Below are 15,903 nucleotides of genomic sequence, written 5' to 3'. Positions count from 1 at the left end.
CCCGTCCACATCAGTCTCAGAAATGACGGGATCACACTAGGCCATCAGCCCCAAACTTCAGGGCACCAGGGCGTTGTCCAGCAGCGCGCTGGGGGCGTTCTCCGGGGAGGAGGACGCGATGCCCTCGCTGCGGGCCCCGAGCTCGCCGCCGTAGATCTGGCGGAAGCCGGTGAGTGCGGCGGCGTAGTGGCTGATGGCGGCCTCGTAGGTCACACCGATACCGCCGTGCAGCTGCACCGCTTCTTCAGCGATGGTGCGGGCCTGTCCCAGCAGGAAGTTGTGGGAGTCCAGGGCGGTGCGGGTCAGCGTGTCCAGGTCCTCGGTGGAGAGGGTGTCGACGGTGCCGGGGAAAGCCTCGGCGACGGCGGTGGCCCACAGCGAGGTGGAGCGTGCCAGCTCGACGTCGGAGTACATCTGGGCGGCGCGATGCACCAGCACCTGGAAGCGGTTCAGGGTGACACCGAACTGCTTACGCACCTTGAGGTACTCCACGGTGGTCTTCAGTGCGGTCTCCATGAGGCCGACGGCGCGTCCACCCTGGGCGATGCGTCCCAGGGCCACGGCGCGGCGCAGGGACGCATCGACGGTCTCGGCACCGGCGTCACCGAGACGCTCGGCAGCAGCGCCGTCGAAGGTGACGGTACCGGTGCGGACCCACTCGGCGTCGCGGTGGATCTCGACGGAGACTCCGTCGGCGTCCGCGGCGACGAGGAAGACGCCCGGGGTTCCGTCGGCGACGGCGGTGACCAGGAAAGCGTCCGCATTGTCGGCGAGCACCACGGCACGCTTGGCTCCGGTCAGTGCGCCACCGGTGACCGTGGCGGTACGTGCGGCCTCCCAGCCGGTACCGGTCTCGGCGTGGGCGAACGGGACGACGGCCTCACCGGCGGAGATGCCGGCGAGCCACTCCTTCTTCTGGTCCTCGGTTCCGAGGTCGGAGATGATCCACGAGGGGACGTAGGCGGCGTCGGTGGGCGGCTCCGGGGCACCGAGGGTGCCCAGCGTGTTCGTGGTGGCCCAGACCTCGGCGATGCCGGCACCGACACCGTCGTAGTCTTCGCCGACCGGCAGGGCGGTCAGGCCCATCTCAGCAGCCTGGGTCCAGAGGTCACGGCGGAACTCGAGGGCAACCTCGGGGGCCTCTCCCCCGGCGGTCGGGTCTCCATCGGTGGAGGAGAAGAGATCACGGACGCTGTCCGCGAGCATCTGCTGTTCATCATTGAGTGAAAGATCCATTGTTCTGACCTCCTAGAGTCCGAGAATTGCCTTGGCGATGACGCCGGCCTGCACTTCGTTGGTGCCGCCGTAGATGGAGACCTTGCGGTTGTTGAGGTACTCGACGATCGGGTCGCCGTCGTGGTCCTCGGCGGTGGCAGGGGCACCGGTGATCTCCACGGCGTCGGACCCGAGGGCGGTGACCGCCAGGTCGTTGAGCTCCTGGAGGATGCGGCTGCCCTCGATCTTCAGCAGGGAGGACAGCGGGGAGGGCTTGCCGCCCTCACTGGCGGCGGTGACGCGCAGCATCGTGGCCTCGAGGGCGGTGAGGCGCAGCTTGACGCCGTAGAGGCGGCTGCGGAACTCCGGATCCTCGATGACCTTGTGACCGGCGACCTCACGGTCGGCGGCGGCGGAGACCAGGGCGGTGTACATACGCTGGCTGGAACCCACCTGGGCCATGCCGTTGCGCTCGTTGCCGAGGAGGAACTTGGCGTAGGTCCAGCCCTTGTTCTCCTCACCGACGAGGTTCTCGACCGGGATGTGGACGTCGGTGAAGAAGAACTCGTTGACCTCGACGGAGCCGTCGATCAGCCGGATCGGCCGACGCTCGATGCCCGGGGTCTCCATGTCGACGAGAAGGAAGGAGATGCCCTTCTGCGGCTTGTCGGCGGTCGGGTCGGTGCGGGCCAGGAGGAACATCCACTCACCGTGCTGGCCGAGGGTGGTCCAGGTCTTCTGGCCGTTGACGACGTAGTGGTCACCGTCGCGGACCGCGGTGGTCTTCAGGCCCGCGAGGTCGGAGCCGGCGCCGGGCTCGGAGAAGCCCTGGGACCACCAGATGTCGAGGTTGGCGGTCTTGGCGAGGAAGCGGTCCTTGAGCTCCTCGCTGCCGAAGTGGGCGATGACGGGCCCGACCATGCCGGTGTTGAACGGCAGGGGCTCGGGGATGCCGGCCCGCTGGAGCTCATTGGTGTAGATGTGGGACTGGGTCGGGGTCCAGTCCTGTCCGCCGTACTCGACCGGCCAGTGGGGAACGGCCACGCCGTGCTTGTTGAGCACCTGCTGGGAGTCGATGATGTCCTGGCGGGTGACCTGGCCAGCGCGGTAACGGTTGCGGATCTCTTCCGGGACTTCCCGGAAGATGGCGCGCAGGTTGTCGCGGAACGCGATCTCCTCCGCTGTGAGCTCCAGATTCATCCGTGTTACTCCTCACGTTGTCATGCGGCAGGTGTTCTTCGTCACTGCCACGGGGGATACCTGGTGAGCCTACCTAGCCGCGTCAACACCTGGAGAACTTCCGGCTGAAGTTCGGTTCAATCACCCCCGTGTGAGACGCGCTTTCGCCACCGATCGAAAATGCTGGGCTGACCTCACATGACCGACGCTGCCACCGTCGACATCGGCCGGGACACCGGTCAGCGAAATCGGCCGGGGCTGGTCTCGGGGCTCGGCGCACCGCAGTACCGACTGCGCCGCCCACGACTGGACACGAAGGAAGACCTCCGGTTACTCCGGAGGTCTTCCTTTCTGTGTGGTGTCTGTGTGGTGCTACGCTGCTGCGCTCACCCGCTCGACCTGCAGGGCGAACAGCTCGGCCAGGACGGCTGGATCGACGTCCCCTTGGCTGGTGACGTTCACACGCACACCATTGACGACACCGGTGGCGTTGTACTCCTCCACCGGAATCTCCTGGCCCATCATGGACTGCGTCCCGGTGGAATGGGTGGTGAAAAGGTCATCCACCCCATCGACCTCGATCCCCTCCAGGTCCCAGTCCTCGGTGGTCAACCTCATCTCCAACGTCTCCCCTTCCATGTCCAGGGTTGCGGTCACCTCCCGGCACGCATCCTGGTCAGGCAGTTCCGGGGCATCCGCATCCGGGGAGAGCACCACATTGTAGGAAGATGGGGTTGCCGTCGCCGTCGGGTCGGCGAGCATGTCCTCCATGTCACCTATCTCTTCGGACATGAACGCCGCGCCACGGGATACGTCCAGCAGTTCCTGGTTGCCACCCAAGGCCTCCATCGCGCCACCCATCACTTCAGCGCATTCCTCGGGCTCCCAGGTGAACTGTCCCATCATGTCGGCGATGGCGCTGTTGAAGTCCTCCTGAGCCTCCCCGAGCATCCGTAAGGGGTCACCGGCGAAGGCATAGCCCTCGGGGCTGTCGTCCCCGGTCAGGATCACGGCGGACAGGTCGACCGGCGACTCCGCAGCGTCAGCATCGGAGCCTGCGGAGGCGACGGCGGTGCCGTCGGCGGAGTCATTCCCGGAGCCATCGCCCGAGTCATCGTCAGAGCACGCCGCCAGGGAGAATGCCGTCACCGTGGCGGTCGCCATCGCCACCACAGGGCGACGGACGCGCCAGCGTGACGCGGACATGGTGTTGCTCATGATTGCGGGTACCTCTCGTCAGGCTCCGCCGTCGACGAGCGCGGAGGGAATCACGTCAGTTTCCCTCCTGATAGTAGTGCTTCAGCCCTCCAGCCGCTGGGCCTGCGCCTCGGCGACGCTGACCAGCGTCGCCTGATCGACGTCGCCGCCACCCATCACGGTGAAGCTGACACCGTTGACCACACCGTTGACGCTGGTCTGCGTGGCAGTGGTCTTCTGTGGGCCGATGCCGATGGTGGTGTCGATCGAGGTCCCACTGACCTGTTCGGCACCGTTGACGGTCACCGGAACGTCCTTCGACGTGGTGGTGATGCTGAACGGGATCTCCTGGGCCTTACCGTTGGCCGAGATGTTGGCACAGTCATTGGGCTCGGTGTCGGTGCCGGGCGAGACGGCGACGAGGATGGATGCCTCCTCACCCCGGACGTAGTTCGTGGTCCGGGCATCGGTGTCGGTGGCCTCGCCCTGGAGCCGCTGGTTCAGGACGTCCTTGCAGTGTGCCGGCTCGAAGTCCATCGCATTGAGCATCTCCACGGTCCCCTCCGGCATCTCGGTGTCGCCACCCTCATTCTGCGCGAATGTGAATCCGGCCGGGGCATCATCGGGCCCCAGTAGTGCGGCGTTGAGGTCGACCGGCTCATTGGTGTCGGTCCCGGCACGCTCGGATGCGTCGGTCTCCGAAGCCTCGCTGGCGTCGGGGTTCTCGGACGGAGTGTCGCTCTCGGACGAGCTGGGGGCCCCAGACGATTCCTGCGCGGTGGAACTGTCCGAGGCGGTGGCGGACGACTCCGACGCTGAACCGGTCGTCGCGGCGTCGTCACTGTCGGAGGAGCACGACGTCAGTACCGTCCCGGTGGCCAGTATGAGGGCGAATGCCCCGGTCTGCAGTGTCCTGCGCGACATAGAAGAGAACTCCTTGGAGAGTATTGTGCGGCCGACGACTCCGGTCGCCGACCACGCGAATGAATCACATGACGAGCCTACGGGTTAGTGCAGCCTGACGCGAAAGTTCGGCGGAAGGTTCCGTAGCGGTGTCCCTCACGCTCACGCCCACACCGGACCCCCTCGCACCATGCGCTACCTCAGTACCGCCGTGAGTTCTGCTGCTGCGGCGCGAGGGTCCACCGCCCCGGTGATCGGTCGGACGACCACGGCACGCACCGTGGTTTCCCCCGCCCCCGGCGCGGCGTGTGCCCCTGCCTGCGCCGCCGCCTGCACCTGCGGGAGAGTCTCGACATTGACCCCGCCGATGGTGAACCAGACCTTGTCCCGCTGGGCAGGGTCGTCCGCCGCAGCCAGCATTGCCGCAGTCTCGCTGACCAGCTCCAGCCCTGTTGCGGCACGCCCCGGCTTTGTCGGGGTCTCCCACAGCGGGCCGGTGCAGAAGTAGTCCAGGTCGGCGTCCTGCATCGCCGCACGAGCCTGGGCCAGCGAATGGGTCGACAATCCCAGCAGCACCTCGGGGCCGAGCAGGGTGCGTGCCTGGGCGATGGTCAGGTCGTCCTGCCCGACGTGGAAGACATCGGCTCCGACGAGGGCGGCGACGTCTGCCCGGTCGTTGACGGCGAAGAGCTTCCCGTGCTCGCGGGCGACTTCGGCAAGCACTTCCAACGCGGCGATCTCCGCGCTGGTGTCGAGCCCCTTGTCCCGCAGCTGGATGATGTCCACCCCACCGTCATAGGCGGCGTGCAGGAAGTCGCGCAGGTCGCCCTGCAGGGCCCGTGCGGGGGTGCACAGATAGAGCCGTGCGTCCTCCAGTTGGGCGACGCGGGAGACACGTGTGGCCTGACGGTCGGCTGAGTCGGTGGCAGCGGAAGCGCTGGAGGCTACCCCGGGGAAACGGTGGTCCATAGGGAGCCATGCTAGTCACCGCACAGGGGCGCCCAGAGGAGGTGCCCGGAGAAGGCGTCCGGAATAGTGTCCGCCCCCGAGCCGTTGTGCCCCACGTACACCCGTAGATCTCTCGCAACCTCATACAGGAGGACAAGGATGACGAACGTTCTCATCATCGGCGGCCACGGCAAGGTCGGCCTGCTGGCAACACCGAAGCTGGTGGACAAGGGTTTCCAGGTCACTTCGCTGATCCGTAACCCCGACCAGGTTCCCGCGATCGAGTCGCTGGGGGCCAACGCGCTGGTCCAGGATGTCACTACCCTCGACGCCGCAGGGTGGGACGATCTGCTCGGCCGCTTCGACGTGGTCGTCTGGTCCGCCGGCAATGGTGGACGCGGTGGCCAGGACGTGACCTACGCCGTCGACCGGGACGCAGCCCTGGCCGTGGTGGATTCCCTGGAGCGCCTCGCCGCGTCCGGCACCACCCCGCGCTACATCAACGTGTCCTACGCCGGGGCTACCCAGCACAGCGTCCCGGAGGAGGACTCCTTCTTCGCCTACGCCGACGCGAAGAAGACCGTGGATGAGCGGTTGAACTCCACTGAGGGGCTGGAGTACCTCATCCTCGGCCCGGCCGCGCTGACCGAGGAGACCGCCACCGGGTGGGCCCCTGTCGGTGCCGATGTACCGCGGGAGCAGTGGACCACCGCCCGTGACCTCGTCGCCGATGTCATCACCGAGTTCGCCGGACGCGACAACCTGCCGGAGAACCGCACGGTCGAGTTCATCGACGGTGAGCGTCCGGTCAGCGAGATCTAGGTGTAGTTCCCCGCGAGGGGCGGCCACTGACCCGCTGTGGCCTCCACTGCCCCTCGCACCGGCCTCCACCATCCCCGAACCTCACCTGAACTCCTCTCACTCCCGCTCCCGGGTGGTTTCAACCCCCTGTCGCCACCCGGGAGCGGGAGTCACAGTGTGCCGGTGGCTGAAAGCCGTACCACTTGGCATTCCGCAGGCCGTATAGTCGATCTTATTTGCACTAGTTGTACTAGTTTCTCTATGCTCGAGTCATGCTCATCGTCATCGACCATTCGGACGCGTCTCCGATCTACCGGCAGATCGTCCGGCAGGTCTCCGACCAGATCGGCTCCGGGCAGATCCCGGCCGGCGAGAAACTTCCCACGGCCGGAGAACTGGCCGACTCCCTCGACCTCAACCGCAACACCGTCCTGCAGGCCTACCGCGAACTACGCGACAACGGTGCCATCGAGCTGCGCCGTGGTCGTGGCGCAATCGTCCTGGACTCCGACACCAGCACAGACCTGGTGACTGATGCCGTGGCGAAACTGGCCTCCTTGGCAGATCAGCAAGGAGTCCCCCTGTCCCGGATCACCGCCATGCTCAACGAGAAGGGCCTGTCATGACCCGACGCGTCAGCATTCCGCTCGCCGGCCTGATTCTCGGCTCGTGTGTGTGGGCCTCGATCCTGGCCGCCAATGTCCCGGACCCGATGGCCATCCATTGGTCCGGCGACGGAACGGCAAACGGATTCTCCTCCCCCGCCTCGGCCATCCTCCTACTCACCGGCCTCTCGCTGGGGACACTGCTCGTCTTCGCCGCCCTCACCCGCAGCGGATTCAGCACACCCCGCGCCGCGCGAACCAATGCGGCGATACTCGGCTGGACGGTGGCACTGGTGATGACCCTTCAGGTGCGGATCTTCGTGGACCAACAGGGGCTGACTGATGCCGCTGCCGCCCGGATCAGCACCTCGACCATCTGGTGGGCGGCAGTTCTCCCCGTCCTCATCGCTGTCGTACTCGCTGTGGTGGCCGGTCGATCGGTGATTGACGATGATCTAACGGACGAACCGGTCGAGATCGACCAGACCACCGGGAAGATCAATGCACCGGAGAATGCGTCGGTGGTGTGGTTCCGCACCGAAATCATGGGGACCTGGGTGCAGGTGTTCATTGTGGGGGTGACGGTCGGAACCACGATCCTGTGTCTCGCCAGCGGGGTACCGGTGTGGTCGGTGGCCCTCCTCGTCGCGATCATCGTCGTCGCGTGCCTGGGCTCCTGCATGTGGAGAATCCGGGTCGACTCCCGGGGGTTCAGCTACCGGTCGTTACTCGGGATCCCGAAGGCACTTGTCCCCTTCGACGAGATCAGCCATGCCGAGCCCGTGACGATCCGGCCCGGCGAGTGGGGCGGCTGGGGTTGGCGCCTCAACGGCAGCGGTACCGGCCTCATCACGAAGTCAGGGCCAGGTATCCGCATCACCCGGACCAATCGGCACACGATCGAACTGAACTGTGACGATGCCCGGCGCGGCCTCGCGGTACTGGAACACTACGGGGTGCACATCTCCAGCTAGCGCGGGAATGCGCGCGATGAAGTGCGCACGTGCGGAAAAAGCCTTCCTACTGGCTCCGGGCCATGTCGATCATGACTTTGACTCCCAGGCCGGCCTTGTTGGCGCCGTCGACGAGGATGTCGGTGCCGGTGAGGTGCCCTGCGTCGCGCCCCACGGCGAAGGCCAGCACGGCGGCGATCTCGTCCGGCGTCCCGAAGCGCTTCAGTGCCGCGTATTCGACCATCTTCCCGAAGCCGTGGTCCTCCTCAAGCTGGCCCATGTCGGTGTCGAAGGACCCCGGGGACACCGACAGGACACGGGCGCCCTTCGCGCCGAACTCCGCGGCGATCTTCGCCGAGTACCAGATCACGAACCCCTTGGAACTGGAATAGGCCATGCCGGGTCGCGACGCCTCCGGTGCGATCCGCGTCCCCTTCACCAGCTTGGCCGCGAGAGCATCCACGTCGGTGAGCGCCTTGGCATAAGTCCGGGTGGGCTGCAGGGCCTGCGGGGTCATGTGACCGGCGATGGAGGCGACGTTGACCAGCGCATCCCCCCCTCCTCTGCGATGCGAAGGTACTCCCGAGCGATATTGACGGTGCCGACGGCGTTGACACGGACGATGAACTCGGCGTCCCCCATCTGCGGACTCACCCCGGCCGAATGCACCACGGCACGGACGTGACCGAAGCGTTCTGCCTCGGTGAACAGCTCACGGACATTGTCCCGGTCGGTGATGTCGGCGACGACGGTGCGTGCTTCGATTCCGTCTGCGGCGAGAGTCTCGGCTGCTGCAGAGAGCTTGTCACCGTTGACGTCGGTAAGCACGATCGTGTGGTCAGCGACGAGTTTCCTGGCGGTAGCCAGTCCCATGCCGCCGGCTCCTCCGGTGATGATGGCTGTGTCGGTGTTCATACCTCCAGCATGCGCGCGATCCAGAAGCCTGCGAGCTGGTAGCATCGGGCATTCTCCCCCCCGACGACCGACAACCGACAACCGACAACCGAGGCAACGGCGGAATCATGACGGCATCTCACCAGGGATCTGCTTCGACCCCTCCGACAACCTCGCAAACATGGTCCGCCTGGAACAGGCTGACGTGGCCGGTCATGGTGCTCATTGTGGGCTCACTGCTGGCCGCTGCCGTACTCCTCATCATCTCCGACTCCCCCTGGTGGTTCACCGTTCCGGTCCTTGCCGTCATCGCCTTCGCCGCCACTGCCCCGGTGTGGCGGATGCGGGTCGACAACGAAGGCTTCCACGTGAGCACCTGGGTAGGCGTCCCACGACAGACGGTCCCCTACTCCGACATCGAGGCCGTCGCCCCTGTCGCCGTCAACATCTGGGACTGGGGAGGCTGGGGCTGGCGCAAGAGCATCCAGGGAACCGGACTGATCACCCAGAGCGGGCCTGGCTTCCGGATCATTCTGCACGACGAGAAGATTGTCGAGGTCTCCTGTATCGACAACGCCCAGGCAGATGCTGCGGTAGAAGCAATCACTGCCCACCTGGGCGACCACCACCCCTGATTCCCTGGCTCCCTGAACACCTGCCACCACATGAGATGTCCGAAAGGTGGGATGGATCGTCGTTCCTGGGGCGAAAACCCATCGAATGGTCCCACCTGTCCGACACCGGGTGATCCCACCTGTCCGACACCGGGGTCCGACATCGAAGCGTCCAGTGCCTGTGTGGTGAAATAGGCAGTGGAATAGTAGTTACAAAGAACCCAGCGAGAACAGCACTGCGGGAGCCCCTGACACCGGGGCTGAGAGGGCCGGGGCACCGGCCGACCGTTCACACCTGATGCGGATCATGCCGCCGGAGGAAAAGATGCAGCCAGCCATTGGCACAGGTGCCGACACCATCGTCGTCGGCGCGGGAGTCGCCGGACTCACCACCGCCTGGAACCTACGCCGTGCAGGTCAGACCGTCACCGTCGTGGACCCGACCCCGGGTAACGGCGCCAGCCATGCCGCCGCCGGGATGATCGCCGCGGTCAGTGAGGTCGTCTACCAGCACGACACGATGCGGGAGCTCATGGTCGCCTCGGCGGCGGCCTACCCGGGGTTCATCGCCGAGCTCGAGGACGCCGTGGGCCACCCGGTGGGATACCGCGACACCGAGACCCTCGACATCGGCGCACACAGCGGTGACCGTGGCGCTTTCGCCGACCTCGCCGATCTGCAGCGGGCCAGCGGTATGCAGGTCGAGCAGCTGACCACCCGACAGGCCCGCAGGCTCGAACCCGCCCTCTCCCCCTCGATCTCCGGGGCATTCCTGGTCAGCGACGACCACCAGGTCAATCCACGGGTGCTCATCCCCGCCCTCATCGAGGCCTTCACCGCGCCGTCTGAACCCGGTTCGCCGCAGGGCAGTCTGGTCCAGCAGCGGGTCATGTCGGTGCTGCGTGCCGGTCTGGACAGTAACCAGGTCGCCAACCAGGGCGCCAACCAGGGCGCCGTACGGGTCACCGGGGTACGCCTCGACGACGACACCGAGTTGCAGGCGGACACCACTGTCCTGTGCCCCGGGTTGTCACTGGACAGCATCGAGGGGCTTCCCGAGGCCGCCAGTGTGAAACTGCGTCCGGTACACGGCGACATCCTGCGGGCCAGGCTGAAACCCGACCACCCACTTCTGATCGAGCGCACCATCCGCGGACTGGTCGACGGCCGTCCGGTGTACCTGGTACCGCGCACGGACGGGAAGATCGTCATCGGCGCGACCGAGCGCGAGGACGGCTTCGACGGGGTCACCCTGGAGGGGGCCTACCAGCTGCTACGCGATGCCCAGGTGCTTGTCCCGGGGGCCGCGGAGCTGGAACTCACCGAGATCCTGGCGCGTGCCCGGCCCGGCACTCCCGATGACCTGCCCTACATCGGACACCTCGACGGGGTGGACGGGGTGGTCGTCTCCACCGGCTACTCCCGCCATGGCGTCCTGCTGGCCCCGTTGGGCGGACGCCTCACCGCATCACTGGTGACCGGCACCCCAGACGCCGCAGGCGCCCCAGCCACCACAGCGACCGACCAGGCCATCCTGGCCGCCACCGACCCCAACCGTTTCGCAGCATCTTCAGTATCTTCAGCATCTTCAGCGAGGACCTCATGAGCATCACCGTCACCGTCAACGGCGACCCCCGTACCGTCGCCGACACCACCACCGTCGCCGACATCGTCACCGACGTCACCGGGCACTCCCCCGACGACGACCAGGTCGGTGTCGCCGTCGCCCACGACTCCGCGGTCGTCCCGCGCAGCCGCTGGACCACGACCGTGCTCGGCGAGGGCGCCGAGATCGAGATCATCACCGCAATGCAGGGAGGCTAAGACCGTGACCGCCACAGATTCACTCACCATCGGCTCCACCACCCTTCAGTCCCGCCTGATCATGGGCACGGGCGGGGCGACCTCGATGACTGTGTTGGAGGACGCGCTGTCCGCCTCCGGGACCCAGCTGACCACCGTGGCGCTGCGCCGCTTCGACCCCTCCACCGGCACCTCCCTGTTCGGACTGCTCAACAAGCTGGGCATCGACGTCCTGCCGAACACCGCCGGCTGCTACACCAGCCGCGACGCCCTGCTCACCGCCCAGCTGGGCCGTGAGGCGCTGGGCACCAACCGGGTGAAGCTGGAGATCCTCGCCGACGACCGCACACTGCTGCCGGATGTCGTGGAACTCGTCGACGCCACCGAACAGCTCACCAACGACGGTTTCGAGGTCTACGCCTACACCTCCGACGATCCGGCCGTCGCCCTGGCCCTGGAGTCCGCCGGTGCCGTCGCGGTGATGCCGCTGGGCTCGCCGATCGGAACCGGGCTGGGCATCCTGAACCCGCACAACATCGAGCTGATCTGCGCCCGCGCCTCGGTCCCGGTGATCCTCGACGCCGGGGTCGGCACCGCCTCCGATGCCGCGCAGGCCATGGAGCTGGGCTGCGACGGTGTGCTGCTCGCCAGCGCGGTGACCCGCGCGCAGGACCCGGCGGCGATGGCCACCGCCATGCGCCATGCCGTCACGGCGGGACATCTCGCCCGGCATGCCGGACGCATCCCCAAGCGCGGCCTGGCCGACGGGGCACTGGCGTCCTCCCCGATGGAGGGACGTATCGCCGCCGGTTCCAGCCGGGAGGCCGAGTCGCTGTGACCGTAGAGTCGCCGAAATCGCCGAAGTCCCTCCCATTCGCCCCGCTCGTCGAGCCCGCTGCGGAACTCACCCGGGACGAGCTGGTGCGCTACGCCCGCCACCTCACCCTGGAGCACATCGGACATGAGGGTCAGCGTCGGCTGAAGAACGCCCGCGTGCTGGTCACCGGTGCCGGCGGGCTGGGTTCCCCGGCCCTGCACTACCTGGCCGCCGCCGGGGTGGGCACCATCGGGATCGTCGACGATGACGTGGTCGATGTGTCGAACCTCCAGCGTCAGGTGGTCCACGGTGTGTCCGACATCGGTCGGGCCAAGGTGGAGTCCGCGGCTGACGCGGTGGCCCGGATCAACCCGCTGGTCACCGTGGAGCAGCACCATACCCGCCTGACCGCGGACAATGCCGTGAACATCGTCGGCGCCTATGACCTGGTGATGGACGGGGCGGACAATTTCGCCACCCGCTACGTGGTCTCGGATGCCTGCACCCTGACCGACACCCCGTGTGTCTGGGGCTCGATCCTGCGTTTCGACGGACGGCTGTCGGTCTTCGCCAACGGCCCCGGCCACGACGGCATCAGCTACCGTGACCTGCATCCGGACGCCCCCGCCCCCGGCGAGGTGCCCAGCTGCGCCGCCGGTGGGGTCGTCGGCGCGCTGCCCGGCACCATCGGCTCGCTGATGGTCACCGAGGCGATCAAGCTGATCAACGGCACCGGAAGCCCGCTCTTCGGTCGCCTGCTGATCCACGACGGGATGGCGATGACCTTCCGCGAACTGACGATCCTCCCGGATCCGGACGCTCCGCTGGTCACCGCGGTGAACGACGGTGTCGGTGACGCATGCGCCGTGGCAACGGGTGCAGGGGCCTACCCGACCGTCTCACCGGAGGAGCTGCAGTCCCGGCTGGACACTGGTGCTGTACTGGTCGACGTCCGTGAGCCCTGGGAGCGCGAGATCGTGTCCATCCCGGGTGCGCTCGCCGTCCCACTGGCCGAGCTGCAGGACCGTGGCGCCGAGGCACTGCCGGACGCCACCCGTGGCCGCGACGTGGTCTTCCACTGCAAGGCCGGCAGCCGCTCGGAACAGGCGTTGGACGCGGTGGCGTCCTACTTCGGCACCCGGGAGGAGAACGCCGCGCATCTGGCTGGCGGCGTATTGGCCTGGGTGCATAACCTGCATCCGGACCTTCCGACCTACTGATCAGCCGCCTTGGCGTCGCGCCAGCGCACCATCTTCACCCGGCTGACCAGTAGGCCGACGATGCCGAGCGCCCAGACCACCCCGAGGGCGCACCAGGCGACCCGGAAGTCACCCCAGGTGTAGGTGTCGCCGTCGGCCGAGAAGTCCAGCACCAGGCCGACGAGCTGTGAGGCCACCATCGCCGCCAGGAATCCACCCATGTTCGACAGGCCGGTGGCCGTGGCGGTGAACCGGCGGTCCACTTCTTCGCGGACGGTGTCGAAGCCGTAGTTCGCCACCGGAGCGAGCCCGGGCAGGATGATGTTCAGCGCGAGGATCGCGGCGAAGCCACGCGGGGCGTCCGGCAGGAAGAAAACCACCCAACTGGCCGCGACCAGGACGGTCGCCACCAGGGTGACCAGCGAGCGGTTGCGTCCGGCCCTGGCGGAGATGATCCCGGCGAACGGCCCCACCACCACGCTCACGGCCATATTGAGCACCAGCACGGTGGAAGCCTGCGCCTCGGACAGGCCCATGCCCAGGGTCATCAACGGCTTTCCCCAGAGCAGAGTGAACACGATCTGACTCATCAGCGTGAAGTGGACGAAGAACCCGATCCAGCAGGCCGGGTGCCGCACCACCACCGACAGGGTCGTCCCGATACTCGGCCGGGCTGCTACTGCACCGGTCGTGCCGGTCTGGCCGGTCTGTCCTGCCGGGGTGGGGTCCGGGGTGTCGGCGACTGCCAGCCAGACCAGGATGGCGACGAGCACGCCGAAACCACCCAGGCTGGCGAAGGCGACCGTCCAGCCCTGTGAGTGCAGCAGCAGGGTGAAGGGCACCGCCGACATGAACTGTCCGACATAGCCCAACCCGCCGGTGAGCTGGGTGAACACCGGGGTCTTGCGCATCGGGATCCAGGCGGGCAGGATCCGCATCACCGACAGGAAGGCGGTGGCGTCCGCCGTTCCGACGATTACCCGCGCGATGATCGCCACCGGGTAGGACGATGTCGCCCCGAGCAGAACCTGTCCGATCCCCATCAGCAGGGCGCCGGCCACCAGCATCCGGCGTGGGCCGAAGCGGTCGATGAGCATCCCCATCGGGATCTGCGCGCAGGCGTAGACCCCGACCTGCACCGAGGTGAACACCGCCAGGCGGGAGGCGTCGATGCTGAAGTGGTCCATCGCCTCGACCCCGGCGACACCGAGGGAGGTCCGGCCAGTGATCGCCAGGATGTAGGCGACCACGGCCGCGCCCCAGACGGCGAGGGCGCGACCGCTCAACGCGTCGGACGCGCGCCCCACCGACTGGTGAGGTGTCGCGGAGGGGTCTGGTGAAGCGGGCATGACTCCCCACCTTAGCCCCTGTAGGTCCTGTGGTCAGACCGAGAGGTGGGTCACCAATTTACCGCCTGACCTCTTAACTTGTTCACCTGTCGCACAATACTGCGGCGATCGTGTCGAGCGGGGCGAGCGCCTGGTCCAGGACGCCACCCTCCGACCACAGGGCAACCCATTCGGACTCGACGTCCCCGTTGCCGCGGACCTGGTCGAGCGCGGCGAGAGCACGATCACGGATCCCCTGGTCGAGGGTGAGATCAGCGGCCCGGGTCTCGGCAAGACTGTGTGGCCCGTACGAGGAGTCGATCTCGTAGGACGGATCGACCAACGCCGCCAGCACCGCGGCTGCGGCCACCGCCGGGGTGCTGGTGTCCATCTCGATGTAGCCGTCGTCGGCCTCGCCCGCGACAGCGGCGAAGGCGCGGTCGATGAATGCCAGCCGCTCGTCGACCGGTGAGTCGTCGAAGCCGAAGACCCAGTCACCGGCGTCGTCGTTGTCGAAAGGTCCCATCTCCCAGACGCCCATGGCGTTGCCCGCTCTCGCTATTTGTTTCCGGTGTTTGTTGTAGGTGGTTGTTGCAGTTGATCGCCGAGAATACCACCATGACCAGCAGCTCCTGTCCTGACAGCAGAGTCAGACGAGGCCGGCCACTCCGCGGACCAGCACCGCCGCAGCGCCAGCCCCGGCGACGGCCAGGGACAGCTTCCTGGCCTTGTCCCGGTCGACCCGTCCCGACAGGCGGGCGCCGATGGTGATACCGATGACCATGGCGAGCAGACCTCCCGGCCAGATCCCCCAGGGCTGGCCGGAGATGTCACCGGCGTCGGTGAGGAACTTAATCAGGAAGCTGACCACACCGGAGACGACGAACAAGGGCTGCAGTGTCGCGACGAAGCTGCGCTGGTCCCAACGGGCGGCCTGGGCATACACCGTGATCACCGGACCGGCGACCCCGGAGAGGGTGTTGGTGAAACCACTGACGGCACCGGTGACCACCGCGGGTGCCGGCCCCGTCGCCAGGGGCACGAACTTCAGCCCCACCGTGGTGATCAACAGGGCGATGACCAGTAGCACACCGACCACGAGCTGCAGTCCCGGGAGGGACATGGAGTGGATCAGCCAGGCTGCGGGCACTGCCCCGACGACCATCACCGGACCGATGAGAGCGAACTTCCGCCAGTCGACGTCCTTCCGCACAGACAGGGTGGACAGCGCGGCATTGACCGCCGCCAGTGCGTTGATGACCATCACCCCGTCCACCGGGCCCATGACGATACTCAGCACCGGGGCACCGAGGAGTCCGACCCCCATCCCGGAGACCCGCTGCATGCACGACCCGATGAGGATGGTCACGAAGACCAGGATAACGATGTCCACTGCCCCCACCTTATATGTTCCTGAAAACAAGCGGCCGGCTGGTGTGCTGCCCAC

18 protein-coding genes and 1 riboswitch are annotated in these 15,903 nt (G+C 67.0%); of the genes, 8 read left to right on the top strand and 10 right to left on the bottom strand.

The genetic code is table 11. The features are described 5' to 3' along the window. Positions 1 to 57: 57 nt before the first annotated feature. The 5 genes from ACTXPP_RS06860 to thiE form a co-directional block, all read right to left on the bottom strand. Positions 58 to 1,236 (bottom strand): acyl-CoA dehydrogenase family protein, encoded by a 1,179-nt coding sequence (locus ACTXPP_RS06860; RefSeq protein WP_443341445.1) that lies wholly within the window; start codon positions 1,234 to 1,236, stop codon positions 58 to 60. A gap of 12 nt (positions 1,237 to 1,248) precedes the next feature. Continuing rightward, positions 1,249 to 2,415 (bottom strand): acyl-CoA dehydrogenase family protein, encoded by a 1,167-nt coding sequence (locus tag ACTXPP_RS06855; protein ID WP_301497215.1) that lies wholly within the window; start codon positions 2,413 to 2,415, stop codon positions 1,249 to 1,251. Positions 2,416 to 2,766: 351 nt separating this feature from the next. Then, positions 2,767 to 3,612, bottom strand: coding sequence for a hypothetical protein (locus ACTXPP_RS06850; RefSeq protein WP_301497213.1), 846 nt, complete (start codon positions 3,610 to 3,612; stop codon positions 2,767 to 2,769). 81 nt (positions 3,613 to 3,693) lie between these two features. Beyond that, complete coding sequence (locus ACTXPP_RS06845) at positions 3,694 to 4,515, bottom strand: hypothetical protein (protein WP_443341442.1); 822 nt, start codon at positions 4,513 to 4,515, stop codon at positions 3,694 to 3,696. Positions 4,516 to 4,689: 174 nt separating this feature from the next. After that, positions 4,690 to 5,463 (bottom strand): thiamine phosphate synthase, encoded by a 774-nt coding sequence (gene thiE, locus ACTXPP_RS06840; protein ID WP_443341440.1) that lies wholly within the window; start codon positions 5,461 to 5,463, stop codon positions 4,690 to 4,692. A 138-nt stretch (positions 5,464 to 5,601) separates the two neighbouring features. On the opposite strand from thiE, the gene ACTXPP_RS06835 reads away from it, so the two are divergent. From ACTXPP_RS06835 to ACTXPP_RS06825, 3 genes are all read left to right on the top strand, one after another. Further along, positions 5,602 to 6,264 (top strand): NAD(P)H-binding protein, encoded by a 663-nt coding sequence (locus ACTXPP_RS06835; RefSeq protein ID WP_443341438.1) that lies wholly within the window; start codon positions 5,602 to 5,604, stop codon positions 6,262 to 6,264. Positions 6,265 to 6,515: 251 nt separating this feature from the next. Continuing rightward, positions 6,516 to 6,869 carry a GntR family transcriptional regulator gene (locus ACTXPP_RS06830; protein WP_443341437.1) on the top strand — a complete coding sequence of 118 codons (354 nt, stop codon included), beginning with the start codon at positions 6,516 to 6,518 and terminating at the stop codon, positions 6,867 to 6,869. After that, complete coding sequence (locus ACTXPP_RS06825) at positions 6,866 to 7,822, top strand: DUF1648 domain-containing protein (RefSeq protein ID WP_443341435.1); 957 nt, start codon at positions 6,866 to 6,868, stop codon at positions 7,820 to 7,822. The genes ACTXPP_RS06830 and ACTXPP_RS06825 overlap by 4 nt, the downstream gene beginning before the upstream one ends. 46 nt (positions 7,823 to 7,868) lie before the next feature. Here ACTXPP_RS06825 and ACTXPP_RS06820 read toward each other — a convergent pair whose 3' ends face one another. Continuing rightward, positions 7,869 to 8,318, bottom strand: a complete 450-nt coding sequence (locus tag ACTXPP_RS06820; protein WP_443341434.1) for an SDR family oxidoreductase — start codon at positions 8,316 to 8,318, stop codon at positions 7,869 to 7,871. After that, on the bottom strand, positions 8,315 to 8,716 hold the full coding sequence (locus tag ACTXPP_RS06815; protein WP_443341433.1) for an SDR family NAD(P)-dependent oxidoreductase: 402 nt from the start codon (positions 8,714 to 8,716) through the stop codon (positions 8,315 to 8,317). Before ACTXPP_RS06815 ends, ACTXPP_RS06820 begins: the two co-directional genes overlap by 4 nt. Positions 8,717 to 8,910: 194 nt before the next feature. Here ACTXPP_RS06815 and ACTXPP_RS06810 point away from each other — a divergent pair, with 194 nt between their 5' ends. The 5 genes from ACTXPP_RS06810 to moeB all read left to right on the top strand — a co-directional run bounded on the left by ACTXPP_RS06810 (position 8,911) and on the right by moeB (position 13,149). Continuing rightward, the gene (locus tag ACTXPP_RS06810; RefSeq protein WP_301524854.1) at positions 8,911 to 9,330 is read left to right on the top strand and encodes a hypothetical protein; all 420 of its coding nucleotides are present in this window, start codon (positions 8,911 to 8,913) and stop codon (positions 9,328 to 9,330) included. Positions 9,331 to 9,537: 207 nt separating this feature from the next. After that, a riboswitch (TPP riboswitch) is annotated at positions 9,538 to 9,650 on the top strand. After that, positions 9,635 to 10,915, top strand: a complete 1,281-nt coding sequence (locus tag ACTXPP_RS06805; RefSeq protein WP_301495352.1) for an FAD-dependent oxidoreductase — start codon at positions 9,635 to 9,637, stop codon at positions 10,913 to 10,915. (Overlaps the previous riboswitch by 16 nt.) Beyond that, entirely contained in the window at positions 10,912 to 11,133 is a 222-nt protein-coding gene (thiS, locus tag ACTXPP_RS06800) for a sulfur carrier protein ThiS (protein ID WP_443341431.1), read from the top strand. The genes ACTXPP_RS06805 and thiS overlap by 4 nt, the downstream gene beginning before the upstream one ends. A 4-nt stretch (positions 11,134 to 11,137) precedes the next feature. Continuing rightward, entirely contained in the window at positions 11,138 to 11,950 is an 813-nt protein-coding gene (locus tag ACTXPP_RS06795) for a thiazole synthase (RefSeq protein WP_301495348.1), read from the top strand. Continuing rightward, positions 11,947 to 13,149, top strand: coding sequence for a molybdopterin-synthase adenylyltransferase MoeB (gene moeB, locus ACTXPP_RS06790; RefSeq protein ID WP_301520795.1), 1,203 nt, complete (start codon positions 11,947 to 11,949; stop codon positions 13,147 to 13,149). Before ACTXPP_RS06795 ends, moeB begins: the two co-directional genes overlap by 4 nt. Here moeB and ACTXPP_RS06785 read toward each other — a convergent pair. The 3 genes from ACTXPP_RS06785 to ACTXPP_RS06775 all read right to left on the bottom strand — a co-directional run bounded on the left by ACTXPP_RS06785 (position 13,143) and on the right by ACTXPP_RS06775 (position 15,849). Further along, a complete protein-coding gene (locus ACTXPP_RS06785) occupies positions 13,143 to 14,477 on the bottom strand; it encodes an MFS transporter (RefSeq protein ID WP_301495344.1) in 1,335 nt (444 codons plus the stop codon). The two genes, moeB and ACTXPP_RS06785, sit on opposite strands and share 7 nt — an antisense overlap. A gap of 82 nt (positions 14,478 to 14,559) precedes the next feature. After that, positions 14,560 to 14,982, bottom strand: a complete 423-nt coding sequence (locus tag ACTXPP_RS06780) for a DUF4259 domain-containing protein (protein ID WP_301495342.1) — start codon at positions 14,980 to 14,982, stop codon at positions 14,560 to 14,562. Positions 14,983 to 15,105: 123 nt separating this feature from the next. Beyond that, positions 15,106 to 15,849, bottom strand: a complete 744-nt coding sequence (locus ACTXPP_RS06775) for a sulfite exporter TauE/SafE family protein (RefSeq protein ID WP_301495341.1) — start codon at positions 15,847 to 15,849, stop codon at positions 15,106 to 15,108. Positions 15,850 to 15,903 lie beyond the last annotated feature (54 nt).

The sequence above is a fragment of the Candidatus Corynebacterium faecigallinarum genome, from assembly GCF_052264515.1.
GTDB classification, from domain to species: domain Bacteria; phylum Actinomycetota; class Actinomycetes; order Mycobacteriales; family Mycobacteriaceae; genus Corynebacterium; species Corynebacterium faecigallinarum.
The sequence above is the reverse complement of the archived record's forward strand: the minus strand, read 5'-3'. Positions and strand labels throughout refer to the sequence as shown.